Below are 23,404 nucleotides of genomic sequence, written 5' to 3'. Positions count from 1 at the left end.
GACATGTTCCGTCCCAAATTGTTGTTCACCAGCCTTGCCGCCCTCGCCCTGGGCGCCTGTTCGCCCCAGGATCCGCAAGCGGTCACGTCGGCGGCCATCGCCAAGCAAGTCATCCTGCCGACCTATAGCCGCTGGGTCGAAGCCGACCGTCAATTGGCGGTCAGCGCCCTGGCGTTCTGCCAAGGCAAGGAAACCCTGGACACCGCCCGCGCCGACTTCCTGCACGCGCAGAAAGCCTGGGCCGAGTTGCAACCGCTGCTGATCGGGCCGTTGGCCGAGGGCAACCGTTCCTGGCAAGTGCAGTTCTGGCCGGACAAGAAAAACCTCGTGGGCCGTCAGGTCGAGCAACTGGTCACCGCGCAACCGCAGATCGATGCCGCCGCCCTGACCAAGTCCAGCGTCGTGGTGCAAGGCCTCTCGGCCTATGAATACATCCTGTTCGACAGCAAGATCGACATGGCCGACAGCGCTCAGAAAGCCAAATATTGCCCACTGCTGACCGCCATTGGCGAACGTCAGAAACAACTGGCCGAAGAGATCCTGTCGCGCTGGAACACCACCGACGGCATGCTCGCGCAGCTGAGCAAATTCCCGAACCAGCGCTACGCAGACTCCCACGAAGCGATTGCCGATCTGCTGCGTGTGCAAGTGACCGCACTGGACACCCTGAAGAAAAAACTCGGCACGCCGATGGGCCGTCAGAGCAAGGGCACGCCACAGCCATTCCAGGCCGATGCCTGGCGCAGCCAATCGTCGCTCAAAGGCCTGGAAGCCAGCCTGAGCGCGGCGCAAACCGTGTGGGTCGGTGTGGACAACAAAGGCCTGCGCGGTCTGTTGTCGAGCGAGCAGAAACCTTTGGCCGACAAGATCGACGCGGCCTACGCAGCGTCCCTGAAACTGCTTGCCGATAACCAGCGCCCGCTGACCGACATGCTCACCGACGACGCTGGTCGCCAGCAGCTCAACGCCATCTATGACAGCCTCAACGTCGTCCACCGCCTGCACGAAGGCGAACTGGCCAAGGCGCTGGGTATCCAACTGGGCTTCAACGCCAACGACGGTGACTGATGAGGGCAAGTGCCATGCTGCGACGCCAGGCTCTGACGTTAGGGAGTTTGCTGCTGGGTGCGGTGACACTGGGCGGCTGGACGCTGTTCAAGCACAAGGACAAAAGCCCGCTGCTGCTCTCGGCGCGAGACGATGCTGACGGCAAGCACTATGCCGTCGGTTATCGGCTGGACGGCACCCGGGTGTTTGCCACCCAGGTCGGCCAGCGCTGCCACGACATCATCAACCACCCGACACTGCCGATGGCGCTGTTCGTCGCCCGGCGGCCGGGCACCGAGAGCTACCTGATCGACCTGCGCGACGGCACGCTGCTGCAAACCGTGGTCTCGCGGCCGAACCGGCATTTCTACGGCCATGCGGTGATTCACCAGAGCGGCGACTGGTTGTACGCCACCGAGAACGACACCTGCGATCCGGGCCGTGGTCTGCTCGGTGTGTATAAGTTCGAAGGTGAGCGACTGGTGCACAGCGGCGAGCTTTCCACCCACGGTGTCGGCCCGCATCAAGTGTCGTGGATGCCCGATGGCGAGACGCTGATCGTGGCCAACGGCGGCATTCGCACCGAGGCCGAAAGCCGGGTCGAGATGAACCTCAACGCGATGGAACCGAGCCTGGTGTTGATGCAGCGCGATGGCACTTTGTTGAGCAAGGAAACACTGGCCCAGCAGATGAACAGCGTGCGGCATTTGGGCGTTGCCAGCGATGGCACCATCGTTGCCGGCCAGCAGTTCATGGGCGCTGCCCACGAGTCATCGGAGCTGCTGGCGATCAAGCGTCCCGGCCAACCGTTCGTGGCGTTCCCGGTACCCGAGCATCAGTTACAGGCCATGGGGCATTACACCGCCAGCGTCGCCGTACACAGCGAACTGCGTCTGGTCGCCCTGACCGCGCCGCGGGGCAACCGCTTTTTTATCTGGGACCTGGACAACGGTGAAGTACGCCTCGATGCGCCTCTTCCCGACTGCGCCGGCGTCGGGGCCGTGGCCGATGGTTTTGTCGTGACCTCCGGTCAGGGTCGATGCCGGTACTACGATTGCCGCCAGACAACCCTCGTTGCAAAACCTCTGGAGTTGCCTGCCGGGCTCTGGGACAACCATCTTCATCTGATCTGAGGCCACCTTCCCAGTGGTGGGGTTACCTTGTGGCGAGGGAGCTTGCTCCCGCTGGGCTGCGCAGCGGCCCTAAAAAATGGGACTGCTACGCAGTCCAGCGGGAGCAAGCTCCCTCGCCACAGCTTTTGTGTTCGCCGCATTGCATACTCGTCTGTAAAAAGTGGCAGTTGGATTCACTGTCACACTCGGAGTAATGTTCCCGCCTGTCTCACCTGATTTTCTCCAAGGAACCGGAAATATGCTGCGTCGCCGCATGCTGATCATGCTGGGTGTTGTTCTGCTAATCGTGCTGGTCCTGGCCGGTTACAAAGCCTTCTCTATCTACACGATGATGCAGGGCTTCTCCGCGCCGAAACCGCCGATCAGTGTCGCCGTGGCCACCGCCACCGAACGTCCGTGGCAAAGCCGTTTGCCAACGGTCGGCACCCTCACGGCGCTGCAAGGGGTCGACCTGAGTCTGGAAGTCGACGGTACCGTCAAGGAAGTGCAGTTCGAGTCAGGGCAGAAGGTCAAGGCCGGTCAGCCGCTGCTGCAACTCGACAGCGCTGTGGAAACCGCCCTGCTGGCAACCGCCCAGGCCGACCTGGGACTGGCGCAACTGGATTACGGTCGCGGCAGCCAACTGGTGGGCAGCCAGGCTATTTCCAAAGGCGAGTTCGACCGACTCTCGGCGGTGTTGCAAAAGAGCCGGGCCACGGTCAATCAACTCAAGGCGGCACTGGAAAGAAAACGCATCCTCGCGCCGTTCAGCGGGACCATCGGCATTCGTCGGGTAGATGTCGGTGACTACGTGGCCAGCGGCACGATGATCGCCACCCTGCAAGACCTCAGCAGCCTCTACGTCGACTTCTTTGTGCCCGAGCAGGACGTGCCGAAGATCACCCTCGGCCAATCGGTACAAGTCATTGTCTCGGCCTATCCGACAGAGACGTTCCCCGGCACCGTCAGCGCGATCAACCCGAAGGTCGAGAGCAGCACCCGCAACGTGCTGGTGCGCGCAACCCTGGCCAACCCCGACGGCAAGTTGCTGCCGGGGATGTTCGCCAGCCTGCAGGTGCTGTTGCCCAACCCGCAGCCGCACATCGTTGTGCCGGAAAGCGCGATCGCCTACACCCTTTATGGCAACTCGCTGTACGTCGTCACACAGAAAAAGGCCGAAGACGGCAGCCTCGAAAAAGACGACAAGGGCGAGCCGGTTCTGATCGCCGAACGCCGCTTCGTCGAAACCGGCGAGCGCCGCGACGGGATGGTCATGATCACCAAAGGCGTGCAGAACGGCGAAAAAGTGGTCACGGGGGGCCAGATCAAACTGGACCACGGCGCACACATTGCCATCAGCGACGACAAGACCCTAGCCGAGAAGAGCAGTCAGCCGCGCGCTGACTGATCAAGGAATCCCCATGGCTTTTACCGACCCGTTCATCCGCCGCCCGGTGCTCGCCACCGTGGTCAGCCTGTTGATTGTGCTGCTGGGCTTCCAGGCCTGGAGCAAGTTGCCGCTGCGCCAATACCCGCAAATGGAAAACGCCCTGATCACGGTGACCACCGCTTACCCCGGGGCCAACGCCGAAACCATCCAGGGTTACATCACCCAACCGATGCAGCAGAGCCTGGCCAGTGCCGAGGGCATCGACTACATGACGTCGGTCAGTCGCCAGAATTTCTCGGTGATCTCGATCTACGCGCGCATCGGCTCCAATAGCGACCGCTTGTTCACCGAGCTGCTGGCCAAGGCCAACGAGGTCAAGAACCAGCTGCCCCAGGACGCCGAAGACCCGGTGCTGAGCAAGGAAGCCGCCGACGCCTCGGCGCTGATGTACATCAGCTTCTTCAGCAAGGAGCTGAGCAATCCGCAGATCACCGATTACCTGTCACGGGTCATCCAGCCAAAACTGGCGACCCTGCCGGGCATGGCCGAAGCCGAGATTCTTGGTAACCAGGTGTTCGCCATGCGCCTGTGGCTGGACCCGGTGAAACTCGCCGGTTTCGGCCTGAGCGCCAGCGACGTGACCAACGCTGTGCGCCAGTACAACTTCCTCTCCGCCGCCGGCGAAGTGAAAGGCGAGTATGTGGTCACCAGCATCAACGCCAACACCGAACTCAAATCCGCCGAGGCCTTTGCCGCGATCCCGCTCAAGGTAGAGGGCGACAGTCGCGTACTGCTGCGGGACGTGGCGCGGGTCGAGATGGGCGCGGAGAACTACAACTCCGTCAGTTCCTTCGGCGGCACGCCCTCGGTGTACATCGGCATCAAGGCCACCCCAGGCGCCAACCCGCTGGACGTGATCAAGGAAGTGCGCAAGATCATGCCGGAGCTGGAAGCGCAACTGCCACCGAATCTCAAAGGTGAAATCGCCTACGACGCCACGCTGTTCATCCAGGCCTCAATCGATGAAGTGGTGAAAACCCTGTTCGAAGCGGTGCTGATCGTGATCGTGGTGGTGTTCCTGTTCCTCGGCGCCCTGCGTTCGGTGGTGATCCCGGTGGTCACCATTCCGCTGTCGATGATCGGCGTGATGTTCTTCATGCAGATGATGGGCTACTCGATCAACCTGCTGACCTTGCTGGCGATGGTATTGGCCATCGGGCTGGTGGTGGATGACGCCATCGTGGTGGTGGAAAACATCCACCGACACATCGAAGAAGGCAAGACGCCGCTGGACGCCGCGATTGAAGGTGCCCGGGAAATCGCCATGCCGGTGGTGTCGATGACCATTACCCTGGCGGCGGTCTATGCGCCGATCGGCTTCCTGACCGGCCTGACGGGGGCGCTGTTCAAGGAGTTCGCCCTGACCCTGGCCGGGGCGGTGGTGATCTCCGGAATCGTCGCCCTGACACTGTCGCCAATGATGTGCGCCCTGCTGCTGCGCCACGATGAAAACCCCAGCGGCCTGGCCCATCGTCTGGACGTGATCTTCGAAGGCCTCAAGCGTCGCTACCAGAGTGTGCTTCACGGCACCCTCAACACCCGGCCAGTGGTGCTGGTGTTCGCGGTGATCGTGCTGTGCCTGATTCCGGTGCTGCTCAAATTCACCAAGTCGGAACTGGCGCCAGACGAGGACCAGGGCGTCATCTTCATGATGGCCAGCGCCCCGCAGACGGCCAACCTCGACTACCTGAATACTTATACCGACGAGTTCCTCACGATTTTCAAGGAGTTTCCCGAGTACTACTCCTCGTTCCAGATCAACGGCTTCAACGGTGTGCAATCGGGTATCGGCGGCTTCCTGCTCAAACCCTGGAACGAACGCGACCGGACCCAAATGCAGATCCTGCCCGAGGTCCAGAGCAAACTGGAAAGCATCCCCGGGTTGCAAATCTTCGGTTTCAACCTGCCGTCCCTGCCGGGCACCGGCGAAGGCCTGCCGTTTCAATTCGTGATCAACTCGGCCAACGCCTACGAGTCGTTGCTGGAGGTGACGGACCGGGTGAAAAAAAGAGCGATGGAATCCGGCAAGTTTGCTTTCGTCGACGTCGACCTGGCCTTCGACAAGCCCGAAGTCGTGGTGGATATCGATCGCGCCAAGGCGGCGCAGATGGGTGTGTCGATGCAGGACCTGGGCGGCACCCTCGCAACGTTGCTGGGTGAAGCGGAGATCAACCGTTTCACCATCGAAGGCCGCAGCTACAAAGTCATTGCGCAGGTGGAACGGCCCTTCCGGGATAACCCCGACTGGCTGAACCATTATTACGTCAAGAACACCAAGGGCGAACTGCTGCCCTTGTCGACCCTGATCACTGTAAGCGACCGCGCGCGACCGCGTCAGTTGAACCAGTTCCAGCAACTCAATTCGGCGATTCTTTCCGGGGTCCCGCTGGTCAGCATGGGTGAAGCCATCGACACCGTGCGCCAGATCGCCCGGGAAGAAGCGCCAGCGGGTTACGCCGTCGATTATGCCGGCGCGTCGCGGCAATACGTTCAGGAGGGCAGCGCGCTGTGGGTCACCTTCGCCCTGGCCTTGGCGATCATCTTCCTGGTGCTGGCGGCCCAGTTCGAAAGCTTCCGCGATCCACTGGTGATTCTGGTGACCGTGCCGCTGTCGATCTGTGGCGCGTTGATCCCGTTGTTCCTTGGCTGGTCGAGCATGAACATCTATACCCAAGTGGGATTGGTGACGTTGATCGGGCTGATCACCAAGCACGGGATCCTGATCGTCGAATTCGCCAACCAGTTACGCAAGGAGAAAGGCCTGACGCCTCGCGAAGCGGTGGAGGAAGCGGCGGCCATTCGCCTGCGTCCGGTACTGATGACCACGGCGGCGATGGTGTTCGGCATGGTGCCGTTGATCATCGCCACGGGCGCGGGGGCGGTCAGCCGGTTCGACATTGGCACGGTGATCGCGACGGGGATGTCGATCGGAACGCTGTTCACCTTGTTCGTGTTGCCGTGCATCTACACGTTGCTGGCCAAGCCTGATAAACCTGAAAAATACCCATGAACCGGTCGAGCGCAAGGCTGAATGATCGTTCCCACGCTCTGCGTGGGAATGCGGCCCGGGACGCTCCGCGTCCCATCAAAAGCCGAACGCGGAGCGTCCGTAGAGGCATTCCCACGCAGAGCGTGGGAACGATCGGCAAATGAAAGGCCTCGCATTTGCGAGGCCTTTCATTTGGGCTTCAATCTATTCAACTTTGTGGCCTCAGTCCCTGAGAAAGTCCGAACATGAACAGTAACAAGTCATGATCGGGTTGAGTGGCCACGGGTGCTTTGGCAACCCGGGGCAACGGACAATGCGCGTCACCGTGCACGGAGCTGAGGACTTGAGTGCGGGGCTGCTCCCACGCTGCCACCGCCAATGAAGCAACTGCCAAGGCTCCGGCTAAAAACAAACCTCGTGCAATTTCGAGTTTCATTGTTATAAGCCTTTGATAGCGCTGCCAAACGCCGTCTCATAAAAATAGACGAGTTTTTTCCAGTCTGTATCGCTGAACGACGAGTGGCGACGCAGTTGTTTCAGGTCATGGGTCGCCGCTTGACGGGCGGTCATACGCTTCCGACATTTCTCCAGATCGATCAAGGCAATTTCGACCTTGGCTGACTCGCCTTCACCGGTGACCCGCACGAATACATGCTTGATGTAGATGCAGCTGTGCTGCCAACGGCCCTTGTGCATGCGGGCCAGGTTGTCGGCCAGATCCTTCAACACGCGGTCATGCACCCCCTCACCATAACGCTCGCGACCACCACCGGCATACCAGTGTTTGATTTCCTCAAAGCCATCCAGGGATTTGGTAACCAGCAATGCGCGCCATTCATTATTCTCTGCATCGCGCTGTGCCCCGCAGAAAACGATTTCCGGAACACGAACGTCGAGCAGGCGCAAACCAATGAGCGCATCACGCTCGCGCAACACCGTCGGCCGACCGAACGGGTGTAACCCGCTGCGATAGATATGCCCGGTTTGACGCTTGGTGTAGAGCAGCTGTCCATCACGGCCCCTGACGCGCTGCACGCCACTTTCTCCACCGCGCCGGACGTTGGGTTCTTCTACCCATTCACCGCGCAGGTTCCAGAAGTAGTCGAAGCGGTCCTGAGAAGCAACTTCCGTTTGAGCTGCATACGGCACTGCCATCCTGTTACCTCTTGCGTAATACGTAGACCCGCCACATCGCGTAGAACGGCAAAAAATCCAGTTGTTCCTGAATCCGAAAACCCGCCTGCTCGAATTCTTTTTCAACCGTGGCAGCCGGTAACACAAATCGATTCTGGTAACCCTCCTGCACACGCCTTTTCTCGGCACGCTTGCGTTTCCAGGCCTTGAAATTGCCGTCTACCCACAACGAAACAATCACGCTGTCACGGGTGACGCGCTCGAATTCACGCAGAATGGCCAGTCGATGCTCGGCTTCACCGATGTGATGGAGCAAGCGCATGCAGAAGATGCTGTCGACGGCGTTATCGGGCAAGGCAATGTCGAATGCAGAAGTATGCAAGGGTTGTACCCGCTTTACCACGTCGGCGGGTTGCGCCTGCATGGCAGTCTTCAACATGGACTCCGAGTTGTCGGCCCCAATGATGACACGGTTGTGTTTCTCCGCCAGCAGCGGCCAGAAACGTCCCGCGCCGCACGGCAAATCGAGGATCAACCCCGGCTCACCGGCCAGGGTCAGCGCTTTTCGCGCCAGTTGTTCGTCACGCCAGTGGGACAGTCGGCGGCTGAGACCTTCCTGATGCTTGCGCAAATATTTCTGGGCGTGTTGATCGTCGTACTTTTCGGAAAAATCGAGTTTGATCGGACGAGCCATCACTGCAGTCTCCTGAACTTCTGATGACCACCACTTTAAGCAGCGTCGTGTCAGTCTCAGGTCGTGCCGATGTGAAAAATTTGTCATGTAAAACCCGGAATTATTTCAGGGTTTTACAGGGCCAAATTCAGGATCTTTTCGTTTTTCCTTCAGATCAGGGACGGAGTCAAATCCACCTGAAAACGGCAACCATTGGGCTCCATGTTGGTCAGGCTGACGCTCCAGCCCTGGTTCTCGCAAATCCGCTGCACCAGCGACAGCCCCAGCCCCAGGCCCTCGCCGCGTTTCTCGTTGCCGCGCACGAAAGGCTCGAACATCGCCTCGCGTTTTTCCTCGGGAATGCCGACACCACTGTCCTCGACCACGAACCCTGTATCCGTCAGGGCGAGGCGGATGTAGCCGTGCTCGGTGTAATGCAGCGCATTGCGCAACAGGTTGCCCATCACCGCATGCAACAGGGTCGCGTTATAACGGGTGTCCGGCGGATTGCCCTGCTCGAAGTTCAGCGTCAGGCCCTTGGCTTCGATCGGATCGCGCCATTGACTGAGCAGCCCGTCGGCTACCTGGCTCAGGGTCTGCTGGGGGGCCATGCTGGCGTCTTCATGTTGAGCGCGAGCCAGCATGAGGAAGGTTTGCACCAGCTCGCGCATCTCGGCGCACGCACGGGCGATTCGCTCGACCTGAGCACGGCCGCGCTGATCGATGCCGGGATTTTCCAGCAACAGCTCACAGGAACTGGCCAACACCATCAACGGTGTGCGCAGCTCGTGGCTGACGTCACTGGTGAACAATCGCTCACGGGTCAACGCCTGACGCAAGCGCCCAAGGGTAGCGTCGAAGGCGACGGCCAGTTCGCCCACTTCATCGGCGGCATAATCCGGCGCCAGTGGCGGCGCCAGGCCCAGCAATTGATCGCGATGACGCACCTGACGAGCCAGTCGCACCACCGGCGCCATGACCTTGCGCGCCAGCACCCAGCCAAGAAATACCGCCAATGCCAGGCTCAGGACGAAACCCACCAGCACCACGGCAAACAGCACCCGTTCCCGCTCTTCGAAATCGCTCTGATCCTGCAACAGCACGTAACGCCGACCGTCGACGATCTCGACCATCGCGTGATACGACAGCTGCTCGCGAAAGACTTCATGAAAGCCCGAGTCCAGGTGCCGCAAATCCTTGGGTAAATCGAAGTCGCCCGGCCCGCCGCTGAAATAGAACAGCTGGTCCGGCTCGGGGCGGTGGCTCCAGTCCGACACGCTGTCCATCAGCAACAGGCGTTGCAAATCGCCGCCCAGACCTGCCGAAATCAGTTTTTCTTCCACCAGGTGCACGGTCGCCACAATGCCCATGGCGAAGGCTCCCGCCACCAGTGCACTCATCAACGCAAAGGCGATGATGATCCGTTGAGCAAGGCTCTGCTTAAACTCCATCACGGCCCTCGGCCAAGCGATAACCGACGCCATGCACCGTGTGCAGCAAGGGCTTGTCGAACGGTTTGTCGATCACCTGACGCAGTTGATGGACGTGGCTGCGCAGGCTGTCGCTGTCTGGACAGTCATCGCCCCACAGGGCCTCTTCGAGAACTTCCCGGCGCAACACGTGCGGGCTTTTCTGCATCAACACAGCCAGCAACTTCAGGCCCACCGGGTTGAGTTTCAGCAGACGGCCTCCGCGCGTTACTTCCAGAGTATCAAGGTCGTAGCTCAGATCACCGACTTGCAAGGCTCGGCGACCGCCACCCTGGGCACGACGCATGACCGCCTCGATCCGCGCGGCCAGTTCGGACAGGGCAAAGGGTTTGATCAGGTAGTCGTCAGCACCGGATTTGAAGCCTTGCAAACGGTCATCCAGTTGGTCGCGGGCGGTGAGCATGATCACTGGCGTGTCACGGCGGGCATCTTCGCGCAGGCGTTTGCACAGGGTGTAGCCGTCGATGCCGGGCAGCATGATGTCGAGCACGATCAAGTCGTAATGCTCGGTGGCCGCCAGGTGCAGGCCCGACAAACCGTCCTGCGCGCAATCCACGGTGTACCCCTTGAGCCCAAGATAATCGGCCAGATTGGCCAGGATATCGCGGTTGTCTTCAACCAATAGAATTCGCATCGGCACCTCCTCCGTACACAGTAACGGCTGTCTTGGCGCGCAGCTTAAGGCCAAGTGTGGCTCAGGGATAGGGTGGCGTGCGGGGGTAAATCCGACAAAAAAAAACAGAAACGGCCTTAACGACTTTTTCACCATCGATTCACAGGCTGGCGACAGCGGCGTGTTCAGACTCCCGCGGTTGCGCTCTTCAGAACATTTCACACACCAAGGAATTGCCATGGCTTCGACCGCTGCCCGCCCCGCTTCCAGGCCACTGAATGCCTGGCTATGCCTGGGAGTGCCCGCCATTGCGGCGATCACCCTGCTGTTGCTCGAACTGACGTCCCTGGACATGGACCTTGCCCAGCGGTTCTATGACCCGGCGGCAGGCGAGTTCATCGGACGGCACAGTTACTTCCTGGAAAACATTCTGCATGACCGGGCCAAGCAAGTGGTCATCGCCTTTTCGGTGTTCGCCATCCTTGGCTTCATCAGCTCCTTTTTCATGGACAGGCTCAAACCGTTCAAGCGTGAACTGGGTTGCCTGGTGTTGTCTCTGGCGCTGGCGACATCGTTTGTCACCCCGGTCAAAGCGGTCACAGCGGTGCAATGCCCGTGGAGCCTGGAGCAATTCGGCGGGCATGAAACCTACAGCGAACTGCTCAGCCCTCGCCCGCACACCGCTAAGCCGGGCCGCTGCTGGCCCGGTGGTCATGCGGCGACTGGCTTCACGTTGTTTGCGCTGTTCTTCGTGTTGCGCGACCGCCGTCCGCGCCTGGCACGCAAGGCGTTCGTCCTGGCCTTCACGTTGGGCTCGGTGTTTTCCATCAGCCGGATGATGCAGGGCGCGCACTTTTTCTCACACAACGTGTGGACGGCGATTTTCTGCTGGCTGATTTGTTTGGGGGTGTATTACTACATTCTTTATCAACCGGCCTCCAAGGCTGAGGGAGTAGCCAACGCGGAACCTGTCAGCGTCTGAACTGACGCCTTCGCGGGCAAGCCTCGCTCCTTGGGTTGATGCCGATCCTGTGGGAGCGTGGCTTGCCCGCGATGGCCGCGACTCGGTCTCCTGGCAGACCAAATTGAAGGCAATAAAAAACCCCGCCTGCTCAACGCAGGCGGGGTTTTTATGTACGGGGTAAGGCTGGCTTACATCATGCCGCCCATGCCGCCCATACCGCCCATGTCTGGCATGCCGCCGCCAGCTGGAGCGTCTTCCTTGATCTCGGCGATCATGGCTTCGGTGGTGATCATCAGGCTGGCAATCGACGAAGCCGCTTGCAGAGCCGAACGAGTCACTTTGGCCGGGTCCAGGATACCCATTTCGATCATGTCGCCGTATTCGCCGGTCGCAGCGTTGTAACCGTAGTTACCCGAACCCTGCTTGACCTTGTCGACAACTACGCTTGGCTCGTCGCCGGAGTTGGCAACGATCTGGCGCAGTGGCGCTTCTACAGCGCGACGCAGCAACTGGATGCCAACGTTCTGGTCATCGTTGTCGCCTTTCAGCTCGGAGATAGCCTGCAGAGCGCGAACCAGTGCCACGCCGCCGCCAGGTACCACGCCTTCTTCAACGGCTGCACGGGTAGCGTGCAGGGCGTCTTCAACGCGGGCTTTCTTCTCTTTCATTTCAACTTCGGAACCAGCGCCAACCTTGATCACTGCAACGCCGCCGGACAGCTTGGCCAGACGCTCTTGCAGTTTTTCACGGTCGTAGTCGGACGAAGTATCAGCCACTTGCTGACGGATCTGCAGAACGCGAGCCTGGATGTCAGCCTCAACGCCGGCACCGTCGATCACGGTGGTGTTTTCTTTGGACAGGATCACGCGCTTGGCATTACCCAGGTGTTCCAGGGTAGTGCTTTCCAGGCTCAGACCGATCTCTTCGGAGATAACGGTACCGCCAGTCAGAACAGCGATGTCCTGCAGCATGGCCTTGCGACGGTCGCCGAAGCCTGGAGCCTTGACGGCTGCGACTTTAACGATGCCACGCATGTTGTTCACAACCAGAGTCGCCAGGGCTTCGCCTTCAACGTCTTCGGCAACGATCAGCAGTGGGCGGCCGGCTTTGGCAACGGCTTCCAGTACTGGCAGCATTTCGCGGATGTTGGAGATTTTTTTGTCGACCAGCAGGATCAGCGGACCGTCCAGCTCAGCAGTCATGGTCTCTGGCTTGTTGACGAAGTACGGGGACAGGTAGCCACGGTCGAACTGCATGCCTTCAACAACCGACAGTTCGTTTTCCAGGCCCGAGCCTTCTTCAACGGTGATCACGCCTTCTTTACCGACTTTTTCCATGGCTTCGGCAATGATGTCGCCGATGGAGTTGTCGGAGTTGGCCGAGATGGTACCGACCTGAGCGATGGCCTTGGTGTCAGCGCAAGGCTTGGACAGGGCTTTCAGCTCTTTGACGATAGCGATGGTCGCTTTGTCGATACCGCGCTTCAGGTCCATCGGGTTCATGCCGGCAGCGACGGCTTTCAGGCCTTCGTTGACGATCGACTGAGCCAGGACGGTAGCGGTGGTGGTGCCGTCGCCTGCGTCATCGTTGGCACGGGAGGCAACGTCTTTGACCAGCTGCGCGCCCATGTTTTCGAAGCGATCTTTCAGCTCGATTTCTTTGGCGACGGAAACGCCGTCCTTGGTGATGGTCGGAGCGCCGAAGCTCTTCTCGATGATCACGTTACGGCCTTTAGGGCCCAGGGTCGCTTTTACTGCGTCAGCCAGGACGTTGACACCGGCGAGCATTTTCTTACGGGCGGAATCGCCGAATTTAACTTCTTTAGCAGCCATGATCGATATTCCTTAAATACTTTGTAGTAACGGGAAAATGAGCGGGGAATCAGCCTTCGATGACAGCGAGGATTTCGCTCTCGCCGATGACCAGCAGGTCTTCGCCGTCAACTTTCACAGTGTTGCTGCCGGAGTAAGGGCCGAACACAACCTTGTCACCCACTTTCACGGCCAGCGCACGCACTTCACCGTTGTCCAGTGCTTTACCTGGGCCTACAGCGAGGACTTCACCCTGGTTTGGCTTTTCAGCAGCCGAACCTGGCAGGACGATACCGCCAGCGGTTTTCTTTTCTTCTTCGCTGCGACGGACGACGACGCGGTCATGCAGAGGACGAAGCTTCATTGTCGATCTCTCCTAATTGTGGTTTTCATCGGCCGGTGTAATCCCGGCGGGTTTAACAAATCCGGCGGCGCCGGGTGCGGTTCGTCAAGCGAACCGCGGAAGTCTGTCTGGCGCAATTGCCAGAAACCTTGCGGTGACCGTTACATAAGGGCGCACAAGCTTATTTCAAGGGCGGGGAGCGAAATTTTTTTACGTCGAGGCCCTGAAAACCAACACGGCACCCGAAGGTGCCGTGTCGATGGAAGTGTTACTTGGAATCGCGGTGTTCGAACTCGCCCTCGATCACGTTGGGCTCGCGACCCAACGGCTGCCGCGGAGCAGGACCGCCCCGTGGCTGAAGGTCATCGGCGAACGCACGCTGACGCATCGCTTGTTCCTCGGCGCGCAGACGCATTTTGTTGGCCAGCAGACGACGAGAGATCGGCAGCAACATGATCAGACCCAGCACGTCGGTGACGAAGCCCGGCAGGATCAACAGACCGCCAGCCAAGGCCAGCATCAGGCCTTCGAGCATGGTCTGGGCCGGCAGCTCGCCGCGGTTCAGACTTTCACGGGCGCGCAGCGCAGTAGCCAGACCGGCGATACGCAGCACGAACACGCCGAGCATCGAGCCGAGAATGATCAGCAGCAGGGCCGGGAAAAACCCGATCGCCCCGCTAACCTTGACGAATACGAACAGCTCCAACACCGGGAACAGTACAAAGAGCAGTAAAAAAGGGCGCATCAAATGGTTCCTCAACGCAAGAATACCTTGCCAGTTTTCCTTAGATGACGTCGCCGTTTCGTGAATTCAAGCGTCGGCCACTTCATTTTTCGGCCAATGCTCGGCGTGAGCCAGGAAAACCAAGGCTTCCCGGACTTGTGTCGGCGTATTACAGGGCGTTTGAAACGGCAGCCAGTAGAGCCCCTGACCGATGCGCAAGTGCATGCCTTCGCTGTCGATGCCGGCCAATTGCGCCGGAGCGGTTTTCGGCAGACCCGCCAGCTCGACGTAGTGGGCGATGGCTTTGGCGTGATCGGCATTCATGTGCTCGACCATGCTCACTTCGGCCTTGCCGGCGAAAGGGTTGGCGAGGGTCAACTGATCGATCCAGTGGATCGCACCGAAGCCGCCGATGTAGCGGTGCCGTATCGGTTTGAGCACCCAGAAATCGAAATCGTGGGCTTTGTGATAATTCTGCGAGTCCGGGAAATAGCGATAGTAACGCTCGGCCGCCGCTTCAATGGCTTCGGCAGCCTCGAGCTTTTGCGCCTCTGCCAGGTAAGTCAGGCGACCAACGGCTTGTACGTCTTCTGCCCCACGCTCCCCCACCAGCAGCGAACATTTCGGATCTTTTTGCAGATTGTGCGTGTGCTGAGCGATGCGACTGATAAGGATCAGCGGTTGCCCCTGTTCATCCAGGCAGTAAGGAACCACGGAGCCAAACGGGAAACCGGGCATCGCTTTGGAGTGCGTCGAGAGCACTCCACGGTATTCCTTGAGAAGCAATTCTCGGGCGCTCTTAGCAACTTTAATGCTCAATTTATGACTCCTTATGTAGAATCCGTCGAAAACGGACGGACAACTGGGCTAAAGTTCCCAGGACGCCATCAGGCAGTTCTCATGTACGGCGGGCCCGCGCAAGAGAGGCCGACAAGAAATCCACTCTGACCAGCTAACGGGGCATGCGAATGCAACTCACTGACAAAGTAATCATTATCACCGGCGGTTGCCAGGGTTTAGGCCGGTCCATGGCCGAGTATCTTGCAGGTCGTGGCGCGAAGCTGGCCCTGGTGGACCTGAACCAGGAAAAACTCGACGCCGCCGTCGCGGCTTGCAAGGCCAAGGGCGTCGAGGCCCGTGCCTACCTGTGCAACGTCGCCGATGAAGAGCAAGTGACCCACATGGCCGCCCAAGTGGCCGACGATTTCGGCGCGATCCATGGCCTGATCAACAACGCCGGCATTCTGCGCGACGGCCTGCTGTTGAAGGTCAAGGATGGCGAAATGACCAAGATGAGCCTGGCCCAATGGCAGGCGGTGATCGACGTCAACCTCACCGGCGTGTTCCTGTGCACCCGTGAAGTCGCGGCGAAAATGATCGAGCTGAACAACAGCGGCGCGATCATCAATATCTCGTCGATCTCGCGCGCCGGCAACATCGGCCAGACCAACTACTCCGCGGCCAAAGCCGGTGTCGCCGCGGCGACCGTGACCTGGGCCAAGGAACTGGCACGTTACGGCATTCGGGTGGCGGGCATTGCGCCGGGCTTCATCGAAACCGAGATGACCCTGAGCATGAAGCCCGAAGCGCTGGAGAAAATGACGTCCGGGATTCCGCTCAAGCGCATGGGCAAACCTGAGGAGATCGCTCAGTCGGCAGCGTACATCTTCGAGAACGACTACTACACCGGTCGGATTCTGGAACTGGATGGCGGGTTGCGGATTTAAGGTTGACGTAAACCCAATGTGGGCTTGCTCGCGAATGCGGTGTGTCATTCAACAGATAAGTTGACTGATCTACCGCTTTCGCGAGCAAGCCCGCTCCCACATTGGATCGCATTTCTTCAGCGATTCAGTCGTCGCTGACGGTGATATTTGGCATCGCCGGCGATGCCGCTTCCTGCAACACAATCCGCGCGCCGACATGGCGGGCCAGTTCCTGGTAAACCATTGCGATCTGACTGTCCGGCTCGGCGATCACCGTTGGCTTGCCGCCATCGGCCTGTTCGCGAATCAGCATCGACAGCGGCAACGAAGCCAACAGTTCGACACCGTACTGGTTGGCCAGCTTCACACCGCCACCTTCACCGAACAGATGCTCGGCATGCCCGCAGTTGGAGCAGATGTGCACGGCCATGTTTTCCACCACGCCCAGCACCGGGATGTTGACCTTGCGGAACATCTCAACGCCCTTGCGCGCATCCAGCAATGCCAGATCTTGCGGGGTGGTCACGATTACCGCACCGGCCACCGGGACTTTCTGCGCCAAGGTCAACTGGATGTCGCCGGTGCCTGGCGGCATGTCGATGACCAGGTAATCCAGATCGCCCCAGGCCGTTTGCGTGACCAGTTGCAACAGCGCGCCGGAAACCATCGGTCCGCGCCAGACCATCGGCGTGTTATCGTCGGTCAGGAAGGCCATGGACATCACTTCGACGCCATGGGACTCAATCGGAATGAACCACTTCTGATCCTTGATCTTCGGTCGGGTGCCTTCAGGGATGCCGAACATGATGCCCTGGCTCGGACCGTAGATATCCGCATCGAGAATCCCGACCTTGGCGCCTTCACGAGCCAGCGCCAAGGCCAGGTTGGCAGCCGTGGTGGACTTGCCCACGCCACCCTTGCCGGACGCCACGGCCACGACGTTCTTGACGTTGGCCAGCCCCGGAATCTGTGCCTGGGCCTTGTGCGCGGCGATCACGCTGGTGATCTCGACGCGCGCGGTGACGACGCCGTCCAGGCCTTCGATGGCCAGTTGCAGCAACTGCGCCCAGCCGCTCTTGAACAGACCGGCGGCGTAACCCAGTTCCAGCTGGACGCTGACGCGATCACCCTGGATATCGATGCCGCGCACGCACCCGGCGCTGACCGGGTCCTGATTCAGGTAAGGGTCGGTGTATTGGCGAAGGACGGCTTCCACCGCTGCGCGATTGACGGCGCTCATGGGCAACTCCGATAGCAAGACTGAAAAATCAGGGGGGTATCCTACCTGTTCTGATGGTTTGGCGGGATGTTCAAAAGAATGAATCATCCAATGAAACAGGCTCACGGGGTGAAAAATATGCGCCGGCGCTTTATAGTGGCCGACCTCCGTTTCATCAAGTAGCCGAGCCCCATGTCCGAGCCACGCAAGATCCTCGTCACCAGCGCCCTGCCCTATGCCAATGGTTCGATCCACCTCGGCCATATGCTGGAATACATCCAGACCGATATGTGGGTGCGCTTCCAGAAGCATCGCGGTAACCAATGCATTTATGTCTGCGCCGACGACGCCCACGGTTCGGCCATCATGCTGCGCGCGGAAAAGGAAGGCATCACCCCGGAACAACTGATCGCCAACGTCCAGGCTGAACACAGCGCCGACTTTGCCGAGTTCCTGGTGGACTTCGACAACTTCCACTCCACTCACTCCGAAGAAAACCGTGAGCTGTCGAGTCAGATCTATCTGAAGCTGCGCGACGCCGGGCACATCGCCACGCGCTCGATCACGCAGTACTTCGACCCGGAAAAGAAAATGTTCCTGGCCGACCGCTTCATCAAGGGCACCTGCCCGAAATGCGGCACCGAAGATCAGTACGGTGACAACTGCGAAAAGTGCGGCGCGACCTACGCACCGACCGACCTGAAGGATCCGAAGTCGGCCATCTCTGGCGCCACCCCGGTGCTCAAGGATTCCCAGCACTTCTTCTTCAAACTGCCGGACTTCCAGGAAATGCTGCAAGCCTGGACCCGCAGCGGCACGTTGCAAGAGGCCGTGGCCAACAAGATCGCCGAATGGCTGGACGCCGGCCTGCAACAGTGGGACATCTCCCGCGATGCGCCGTACTTCGGCTTCGAGATTCCCGATGAGCCGGGCAAATATTTCTACGTGTGGCTGGACGCGCCGATCGGCTACATGGCCAGCTTCAAGAACCTGTGCAACCGTACGCCGGAGCTGGACTTCGACGCGTTCTGGGGCAAGGACTCCACCGCCGAGCTGTACCACTTCATCGGCAAGGACATCGTCAACTTCCACGCCCTGTTCTGGCCCGCGATGCTCGAAGGCGCCGGTTTCCGTAAACCGACCGGCATCAACGTACATGGCTACCTGACCGTCAACGGCCAGAAGATGTCCAAATCCCGCGGCACGTTCGTCAAGGCGCGGACTTACCTGGATCATCTGTCGCCGGAATACCTGCGCTACTACTACGCCGCCAAGCTGAGCCGTGGCGTCGACGACCTGGACCTGAACCTCGAAGACTTCGTGCAGAAGGTCAACTCCGACCTGGTCGGCAAAGTCGTCAACATCGCCAGTCGTTGCGCCGGTTTCATCCATAAAGGCAACGCCGGTGTGCTGGTCGCCGGCAACGCCGCGCCGGAATTGACCGACGCCTTCCTGGCTGCCGCGCCAAGCATTGCCGAAGCCTATGAAGCTCGCGACTTTGCCCGTGCCATGCGCGAAATCATGGGCCTGGCCGACCGCGCCAACGCCTGGATTGCCGACAAGGCGCCGTGGTCGCTGAACAAACAGGAAGGCAAACAGGATGAAGTCCAGGCCATTTGCGCCTTGGGCATCAACCTGTTCCGCCAGCTGGTGATTTTCCTCAAACCGGTATTGCCGCTGCTGGCCGCCGATGCCGAGGCGTTCCTGAACGTCGCCCCACTGACCTGGAACGACCACGCCACCTTGCTCAGCAACCATCAGCTGAACGAGTTCAAACCGTTGATGACCCGCATCGACCCGGTAAAAGTACAAGCCATGACCGACGCCTCGAAAGAAGACCTGACCGCCAGCGCAACCGACACCGGCGAAGCTGCACCCGCCGGCAACGGTGAACTGGCCAAGGATCCGTTGTCGCCAGAGATCGAGTTCGACACCTTTGCCGCCGTAGACCTGCGCGTTGCGCTGATCGTCAAGGCCGAAGCCGTGGAAGGTGCCGACAAACTGCTGCGCCTGACCCTGGACATCGGTGACGAGCAACGAAACGTGTTCTCCGGCATCAAGAGCGCCTACCCGGATCCGTCCAAGCTCAATGGTCGCCTGACCATGATGATCGCCAACCTCAAGCCCCGCAAAATGAAATTCGGGATCTCCGAAGGCATGGTGATGGCGGCCGGCCCTGGCGGTGAAGAAATCTACCTGCTGAGCCCCGACAGCGGCGCCAAGCCGGGTCAGCGCATCAAGTAAAGCCCTGCGGTAAACCGATCCCACAGTCGTGCCCGGCGCGACTGTGGGATTTTCATGTCTGGCCCACCCTCCTTCCTTGCCGGATAATGCCTAACCTTGTTAGACAGGCCTCCTTTTGCCGGCACGATCATGACCGAACTGCTTCTTACGCTTATCAGCGCTGCCCTGATCAACAACCTCGTGTTGCACTGGCCGCTGGGCGTCGATCCGGTGCTGGGCAGCGAGCGGCCACAGATCCACGCGCTGGGCATCGCGACAACGTGCCTGATGTTGATCGTCGGAACACTCGGCTATGCGCTCTACCACTGGCTACTGGTGCCGTTGGGGCTGACGTCGCTGCGTCTGTTCGTGTTCCTGCCGTTGAGCGTTCTGCTGATCGGCCCCCTGCAAAAGCTGCTTTCACGTTTATTGGCGAAGCTTTCATTCGATGGCCTCTGGCCCCTGCTGCTGGGGAATGCCGGGGTGCTTGGGCTGACGTTGCTCAACGCTCAAGACGACAAGGGCATTTTCCACGCCATAGCCCTGAGCCTTGGCGCCGGGCTGGGTTTCTGGCTGGTACTGAGTCTGTTCAGCGACTTGCGCCAGCGCACACTCGATAACGATATCCCCCTGCCCTTTCGTGGCCTGCCGATCGAGTTGATCGGCGCCGGATTGATCGCGGTGGTTTTTCTCGGATTCAGCGGGCTGATCAAAACATGAGTCTGATTCAACGCATCGACGCCCTCTTGCCGCAGACCCAATGCGGCAAGTGTGGCCACCCCGGATGCAAACCCTACGCCGAAGGCATCGCCAGCGGCGAGCCGATCAACAAGTGCCCACCGGGCGGCAGCGAAACCATCGCAGCCCTGGCCGACCTGCTGAAAGTGCCGGTGCTGGAACTGGACGTCAGTCGCGGTTCGGCGCCGGCGCAGATCGCTTACATCCGCGAAGCCGAATGCATCGGCTGCACCAAGTGCATCCAGGCCTGCCCGGTCGACGCCATTGTCGGCGCGGCGAAATTCATGCACACGGTCATCGTCGACGAATGCACCGGATGCGACCTCTGCGTGGCGCCCTGCCCGGTGGATTGCATCGAGATGCATCCGTTACCGCTGGCCACGGTGCTGCCGATTATCGGCGGGCTGGCGTTCAGCCTGGAGGAACAACAAGCCCGGGCCGCCAAGCGCAATCACGCGCGACGCCGTTTCGAACAGCGCAATGCCCGTTTGCATCGCGAAGAGGAACAGAAACTCGCCGAACGCCAGGCCCGTGTCCAACGCGCCATGCAGCCCAGCGAAGTGACGCTCGACCCGGTTCAGGCTGCACTCGAGCGCGTCCGCGCACAGAAGGCTGCCAACGCCGATGCCGCGTTGAAAAAGGCCAAGGTCGATCTGGCGATGAGTCGGGCGCAGCTGAACAAATCGCTCAAGGCCTTCGGGCATCCACCAACCTTCGAGCAGCAATCGCAACTGATCGTACTGCAACAGCAGTTCGACGCCGCCGAACAGGCACTGGCGCAACTGGAGAGCAGCGCACTACCGGTCTCTGCGGCACCTGCCCCGGCAAAAGATGCCGAGCTGAAACGAGCGAAGATCCAGTTGGCCATGCGCCGCGCCGAACTCAAAAAAGCACAAGCAAGCGAGGCGCCGGCCGAACAGATCGAAGCGTTGCAACATGCGCTCAGCGAAGCCGAGCGTCAGGTGGATGCCTATGTCACCCCTTGAATCGGTGGACGAACGCCTTCAGCAGGCCATGAAGCTGGTATTGCTGGCCACCGTGCCAGGGATGCTGATGTTGTTCTGGCTGTACGGCTGGGGCGTGTTGATCAACCTGATTCTGGCGGCTGCCACCGCACTGGCCGTTGAGGCGGCGGTGTTGCAGCTGCGCAAGCAACCGGTAAAACCGACGCTGAGCGATGGCAGTGCGCTGGTCAGTGCGACGCTGTTGGCACTGGCCTTGCCGCCTTATTGTCCGTGGTGGCTGACGGTCAGTGCTGCGGCGTTTGGACTGTTTTTCGGCAAGCATCTGTATGGCGGCATCGGCAAGAATCCGTTCAATCCGGCGATGCTCGGTTTCGCACTGGTCCTGGTGATGTATCCCCAGCCAATGACCCATTGGCCGGCGTCCCATGGCATGGATTTGTTCGGTGGGCTGCAACAGGTGTTCGGCTTCAGCTTCGGTCAGGCACCCGATGCATGGGCCCAGGCCACGGCGCTGGACAGTCTGCGAATCAACAAAAGCCTGACCATGGAAGAACTGTTCGCCGGCAATCCGGCATTCGGCCGTTTTGGCGGCCGAGGCGTGGAATGGGTCAACCTGGCGTTTCTGGCAGGCGGGGCGTTTCTGCTGCAACGGCGGGTATTCAGTTGGCATGCGCCGGTCGGCATGCTCGCCAGTCTGTTCATCATCAGCCTGTTGTGCTGGAACGGTACGGGCTCCGACTCTAATGGCTCGCCACTGTTTCACCTGCTCACTGGCGCGAGCATGCTCGGTGCCTTCTTCATCGTGACGGAACCGATATCCGGCGCAAAAAGCCCCACTGCCCGATTACTGTTCGGCGCAGGCGTGGGGTTACTGACTTACCTGATTCGGACGTGGGGCGGGTATCCGGACGGCGTGGCCTTTGCGGTTTTGCTGATGAATCTCTGTGTACCGGCGCTGGAACGGTTTGCCGCGTCCAGAGAGGAGCAGGTTGCCCCATGAACCGAGCGACGAGCGTTGTGATCCTGCTAGTGCTGGCAAGCCTGGGGATGGGCGCGACGTACCTCGTGCAGCACACCAGCGCCGCGCGCATTACCGCTGAACAACGCCTGATCGACAGCCGCCAGTTACTGGATCTGCTACCGCCCGGCAGCTACGACAACCAACCACTGGAACACCCTCTCAGTCTCGAAAGCACTCGACTGGCCAACAGCACACTGTTGGGTGGCTACCTGGCGTCCAAGGCCGGCCAACCGAGCGCCGTGTTGCTGCGCAGCCAGACTCTGGGCTACGCCGGCTCCATTGAATTGCTGATCGCTATCGACCCCCAAGGCAAGTTAGTGGGGGTCAAAACTCTCAGGCAATCGGAAACCCCGGGGCTGGGCGGCAAGCTCGCCGATTGGCCCAATGCCTGGCTTCAGGTGTTTACCGGCAAGTCTCTAACCGCCCCCAATGACAATGGCTGGGCCTTGAAAAAGGACCAAGGGCAATTCGATCAGATCGCTGGCGCGACCATCACCTCAAGAGCGGTGATCAATGCTACCCATGACGCATTGCGCTACTTCGATGAACACCGGCAACCGCTGATCGGGAGCAGCGCCCATGAATAAGTCATCGACCCTGCAGAACTCGCTGATGCTAACGCCGTTGATCGGCGTCACTGATTCGTTGGTAACGGCTTTGGGCCTGTGGCTGATGTTTGCTCTGGTACTCAGTGCTTACGGTGCGAGCATGGGCGTCTTGCGTTCGCGACTGATTCCGGCCACACATTTGCTGGCATGCCTGCTGCTGGCTGCCACGCTGACCAGTTGCGCGGAACTCGCCACGCAAGCCTGGTCGCTCCAATGGCACCAGCATCTGGGCTTCTACGCAGGATTGATCGCCTTGCAATGCGTTGTGCTGGAACATAACGGTTTTTTCCAGAGCGCATGGCGTGATCGATTGCGTCTGTGCGGCCTGTTCGGCGCCTTGATGGTGGGCTTGGGCCTGCTGCGCGAGTTCATCGGCAACGGAGCACTCGGTAGCCATCTGTCCTGGATGGCCGGTGCCACGCAACCGGACTGGCAAGGCTGGACGCTGATCGCCGACGGTGGCCTGCATCTGGCCACGCTGGCACCTGGCGGGTTTATTCTACTGGGACTGCTGATCGCCGCACATCAAGCCTGGACCCACCGCCCGGCTGCCCCACATTGACCGCCTTCGAGG

Annotated in this window: 22 protein-coding genes; 12 read left to right on the top strand and 10 right to left on the bottom strand. The window is 60.1% G+C overall.

Annotation, left to right across the window (positions count from 1 at the left end):
- Positions 1-3: 3 nt before the first annotated feature.
- The 4 genes from PSH88_RS06700 to PSH88_RS06685 all read left to right on the top strand — a co-directional run bounded on the left by PSH88_RS06700 (position 4) and on the right by PSH88_RS06685 (position 6,619).
- Positions 4-1,068 carry an imelysin family protein gene (locus tag PSH88_RS06700; RefSeq protein WP_305425459.1) on the top strand — a complete coding sequence of 355 codons (1,065 nt, stop codon included), beginning with the start codon at positions 4-6 and terminating at the stop codon, positions 1,066-1,068.
- Positions 1,069-1,082: 14 nt separating this feature from the next.
- Entirely contained in the window at positions 1,083-2,180 is a 1,098-nt protein-coding gene (locus PSH88_RS06695; RefSeq protein WP_305425458.1) for a DUF1513 domain-containing protein, read from the top strand.
- A gap of 238 nt (positions 2,181-2,418) precedes the next feature.
- Complete coding sequence (locus PSH88_RS06690; RefSeq protein WP_305425457.1) at positions 2,419-3,567, top strand: efflux RND transporter periplasmic adaptor subunit; 1,149 nt, start codon at positions 2,419-2,421, stop codon at positions 3,565-3,567.
- A gap of 13 nt (positions 3,568-3,580) precedes the next feature.
- Complete coding sequence (locus PSH88_RS06685; RefSeq protein ID WP_305483490.1) at positions 3,581-6,619, top strand: multidrug efflux RND transporter permease subunit; 3,039 nt, start codon at positions 3,581-3,583, stop codon at positions 6,617-6,619.
- Between the two features lie 187 nt (positions 6,620-6,806).
- On the opposite strand, the gene PSH88_RS06680 is transcribed toward PSH88_RS06685, so the two are convergent.
- The 5 genes from PSH88_RS06680 to colR form a co-directional block, all read right to left on the bottom strand.
- The gene (locus PSH88_RS06680) at positions 6,807-7,034 is read right to left on the bottom strand and encodes a hypothetical protein (RefSeq protein WP_026331876.1); all 228 of its coding nucleotides are present in this window, start codon (positions 7,032-7,034) and stop codon (positions 6,807-6,809) included.
- A gap of 2 nt (positions 7,035-7,036) precedes the next feature.
- Positions 7,037-7,753: a lipopolysaccharide kinase InaA family protein gene (locus PSH88_RS06675; RefSeq protein ID WP_305425455.1), complete on the bottom strand. Its 717-nt coding sequence runs from the start codon at positions 7,751-7,753 to the stop codon at positions 7,037-7,039.
- Between the two features lie 4 nt (positions 7,754-7,757).
- The gene (locus PSH88_RS06670; protein WP_305425454.1) at positions 7,758-8,426 is read right to left on the bottom strand and encodes a class I SAM-dependent methyltransferase; all 669 of its coding nucleotides are present in this window, start codon (positions 8,424-8,426) and stop codon (positions 7,758-7,760) included.
- Positions 8,427-8,575: 149 nt separating this feature from the next.
- The gene (locus PSH88_RS06665) at positions 8,576-9,856 is read right to left on the bottom strand and encodes a sensor histidine kinase (RefSeq protein WP_305425453.1); all 1,281 of its coding nucleotides are present in this window, start codon (positions 9,854-9,856) and stop codon (positions 8,576-8,578) included.
- Positions 9,846-10,529 carry a two-component system response regulator ColR gene (colR, locus tag PSH88_RS06660; RefSeq protein ID WP_305425452.1) on the bottom strand — a complete coding sequence of 228 codons (684 nt, stop codon included), beginning with the start codon at positions 10,527-10,529 and terminating at the stop codon, positions 9,846-9,848. Before colR ends, PSH88_RS06665 begins: the two co-directional genes overlap by 11 nt.
- A 217-nt stretch (positions 10,530-10,746) precedes the next feature.
- Here colR and PSH88_RS06655 point away from each other — a divergent pair, with 217 nt between their 5' ends.
- Entirely contained in the window at positions 10,747-11,490 is a 744-nt protein-coding gene (locus PSH88_RS06655) for a phosphatase PAP2 family protein (RefSeq protein ID WP_305425451.1), read from the top strand.
- Between the two features lie 170 nt (positions 11,491-11,660).
- Here the strand turns inward: PSH88_RS06655 and groL are convergent, their stop codons facing one another.
- The 4 genes from groL to PSH88_RS06635 form a co-directional block, all read right to left on the bottom strand.
- Positions 11,661-13,304 (bottom strand): chaperonin GroEL, encoded by a 1,644-nt coding sequence (gene groL, locus PSH88_RS06650; RefSeq protein ID WP_008032122.1) that lies wholly within the window; start codon positions 13,302-13,304, stop codon positions 11,661-11,663.
- 49 nt (positions 13,305-13,353) lie between these two features.
- Complete coding sequence (locus PSH88_RS06645; protein ID WP_007898444.1) at positions 13,354-13,647, bottom strand: co-chaperone GroES; 294 nt, start codon at positions 13,645-13,647, stop codon at positions 13,354-13,356.
- A gap of 247 nt (positions 13,648-13,894) precedes the next feature.
- Positions 13,895-14,371 (bottom strand): FxsA family protein, encoded by a 477-nt coding sequence (locus PSH88_RS06640; protein WP_008069522.1) that lies wholly within the window; start codon positions 14,369-14,371, stop codon positions 13,895-13,897.
- Positions 14,372-14,437: 66 nt separating this feature from the next.
- Positions 14,438-15,169, bottom strand: a complete 732-nt coding sequence (locus PSH88_RS06635) for a HugZ family pyridoxamine 5'-phosphate oxidase (RefSeq protein ID WP_305425450.1) — start codon at positions 15,167-15,169, stop codon at positions 14,438-14,440.
- Between the two features lie 149 nt (positions 15,170-15,318).
- Between PSH88_RS06635 and PSH88_RS06630 the strand changes: the two genes are divergently transcribed.
- Complete coding sequence (locus PSH88_RS06630) at positions 15,319-16,077, top strand: SDR family oxidoreductase (protein ID WP_305425449.1); 759 nt, start codon at positions 15,319-15,321, stop codon at positions 16,075-16,077.
- A 124-nt stretch (positions 16,078-16,201) separates the two neighbouring features.
- Here PSH88_RS06630 and apbC read toward each other — a convergent pair whose 3' ends face one another.
- Positions 16,202-17,296, bottom strand: coding sequence for an iron-sulfur cluster carrier protein ApbC (apbC, locus tag PSH88_RS06625; protein ID WP_305425448.1), 1,095 nt, complete (start codon positions 17,294-17,296; stop codon positions 16,202-16,204).
- Between the two features lie 171 nt (positions 17,297-17,467).
- Between apbC and metG the strand changes: the two genes are divergently transcribed.
- The 6 genes from metG to PSH88_RS06595 all read left to right on the top strand — a co-directional run bounded on the left by metG (position 17,468) and on the right by PSH88_RS06595 (position 23,392).
- A complete protein-coding gene (gene metG, locus PSH88_RS06620) occupies positions 17,468-19,519 on the top strand; it encodes a methionine--tRNA ligase (RefSeq protein ID WP_305483489.1) in 2,052 nt (683 codons plus the stop codon).
- 129 nt (positions 19,520-19,648) lie between these two features.
- Positions 19,649-20,218 carry an electron transport complex protein RnfA gene (locus PSH88_RS06615; RefSeq protein WP_305425447.1) on the top strand — a complete coding sequence of 190 codons (570 nt, stop codon included), beginning with the start codon at positions 19,649-19,651 and terminating at the stop codon, positions 20,216-20,218.
- Positions 20,215-21,222, top strand: coding sequence for an electron transport complex subunit RsxB (gene rsxB, locus PSH88_RS06610; RefSeq protein ID WP_305425446.1), 1,008 nt, complete (start codon positions 20,215-20,217; stop codon positions 21,220-21,222). The genes PSH88_RS06615 and rsxB overlap by 4 nt, the downstream gene beginning before the upstream one ends.
- Entirely contained in the window at positions 21,209-22,201 is a 993-nt protein-coding gene (locus PSH88_RS06605; protein ID WP_305425445.1) for an RnfABCDGE type electron transport complex subunit D, read from the top strand. Before rsxB ends, PSH88_RS06605 begins: the two co-directional genes overlap by 14 nt.
- Positions 22,198-22,809: an RnfABCDGE type electron transport complex subunit G gene (locus PSH88_RS06600; RefSeq protein ID WP_305425444.1), complete on the top strand. Its 612-nt coding sequence runs from the start codon at positions 22,198-22,200 to the stop codon at positions 22,807-22,809. Before PSH88_RS06605 ends, PSH88_RS06600 begins: the two co-directional genes overlap by 4 nt.
- Positions 22,802-23,392, top strand: coding sequence for an Rnf-Nqr domain containing protein (locus PSH88_RS06595; protein ID WP_305425443.1), 591 nt, complete (start codon positions 22,802-22,804; stop codon positions 23,390-23,392). Before PSH88_RS06600 ends, PSH88_RS06595 begins: the two co-directional genes overlap by 8 nt.
- The last annotated feature ends 12 nt before the right edge of the window (positions 23,393-23,404 follow it).

It is taken from the genome of Pseudomonas wuhanensis (assembly GCF_030687395.1).
GTDB classification, from domain to species: Bacteria; Pseudomonadota; Gammaproteobacteria; order Pseudomonadales; family Pseudomonadaceae; genus Aquipseudomonas; species Aquipseudomonas wuhanensis.
Note: the sequence above shows the minus strand (reverse complement) of the source record. Positions and strands in the feature narration are given on the sequence as shown.

Excerpts from the sequence above, each read along its gene's own strand:
- PSH88_RS06700 (WP_305425459.1), top strand. The coding sequence starts at position 4 with ATGTTCCGTCCCAAATTGTTGTTCACCAGCCTTGCCGCCCTCGCCCTG.
- PSH88_RS06695 (WP_305425458.1), top strand. The coding sequence starts at position 1,083 with ATGCTGCGACGCCAGGCTCTGACGTTAGGGAGTTTGCTGCTGGGTGCG.
- PSH88_RS06690 (WP_305425457.1), top strand. The coding sequence starts at position 2,419 with ATGCTGCGTCGCCGCATGCTGATCATGCTGGGTGTTGTTCTGCTAATC.
- PSH88_RS06685 (WP_305483490.1), top strand. The coding sequence starts at position 3,581 with ATGGCTTTTACCGACCCGTTCATCCGCCGCCCGGTGCTCGCCACCGTG.
- PSH88_RS06680 (WP_026331876.1), bottom strand. The coding sequence starts at position 7,034 with ATGAAACTCGAAATTGCACGAGGTTTGTTTTTAGCCGGAGCCTTGGCA.
- PSH88_RS06675 (WP_305425455.1), bottom strand. The coding sequence starts at position 7,753 with ATGGCAGTGCCGTATGCAGCTCAAACGGAAGTTGCTTCTCAGGACCGC.
- PSH88_RS06670 (WP_305425454.1), bottom strand. The coding sequence starts at position 8,426 with ATGGCTCGTCCGATCAAACTCGATTTTTCCGAAAAGTACGACGATCAA.
- PSH88_RS06665 (WP_305425453.1), bottom strand. The coding sequence starts at position 9,856 with ATGGAGTTTAAGCAGAGCCTTGCTCAACGGATCATCATCGCCTTTGCG.
- colR (WP_305425452.1), bottom strand. The coding sequence starts at position 10,529 with ATGCGAATTCTATTGGTTGAAGACAACCGCGATATCCTGGCCAATCTG.
- PSH88_RS06655 (WP_305425451.1), top strand. The coding sequence starts at position 10,747 with ATGGCTTCGACCGCTGCCCGCCCCGCTTCCAGGCCACTGAATGCCTGG.
- groL (WP_008032122.1), bottom strand. The coding sequence starts at position 13,304 with ATGGCTGCTAAAGAAGTTAAATTCGGCGATTCCGCCCGTAAGAAAATG.
- PSH88_RS06645 (WP_007898444.1), bottom strand. The coding sequence starts at position 13,647 with ATGAAGCTTCGTCCTCTGCATGACCGCGTCGTCGTCCGTCGCAGCGAA.
- PSH88_RS06640 (WP_008069522.1), bottom strand. The coding sequence starts at position 14,371 with ATGCGCCCTTTTTTACTGCTCTTTGTACTGTTCCCGGTGTTGGAGCTG.
- PSH88_RS06630 (WP_305425449.1), top strand. The coding sequence starts at position 15,319 with ATGCAACTCACTGACAAAGTAATCATTATCACCGGCGGTTGCCAGGGT.
- apbC (WP_305425448.1), bottom strand. The coding sequence starts at position 17,296 with ATGAGCGCCGTCAATCGCGCAGCGGTGGAAGCCGTCCTTCGCCAATAC.
- metG (WP_305483489.1), top strand. The coding sequence starts at position 17,468 with ATGTCCGAGCCACGCAAGATCCTCGTCACCAGCGCCCTGCCCTATGCC.
- PSH88_RS06615 (WP_305425447.1), top strand. The coding sequence starts at position 19,649 with ATGACCGAACTGCTTCTTACGCTTATCAGCGCTGCCCTGATCAACAAC.
- rsxB (WP_305425446.1), top strand. The coding sequence starts at position 20,215 with ATGAGTCTGATTCAACGCATCGACGCCCTCTTGCCGCAGACCCAATGC.
- PSH88_RS06605 (WP_305425445.1), top strand. The coding sequence starts at position 21,209 with ATGTCACCCCTTGAATCGGTGGACGAACGCCTTCAGCAGGCCATGAAG.
- PSH88_RS06600 (WP_305425444.1), top strand. The coding sequence starts at position 22,198 with ATGAACCGAGCGACGAGCGTTGTGATCCTGCTAGTGCTGGCAAGCCTG.
- PSH88_RS06595 (WP_305425443.1), top strand. The coding sequence starts at position 22,802 with ATGAATAAGTCATCGACCCTGCAGAACTCGCTGATGCTAACGCCGTTG.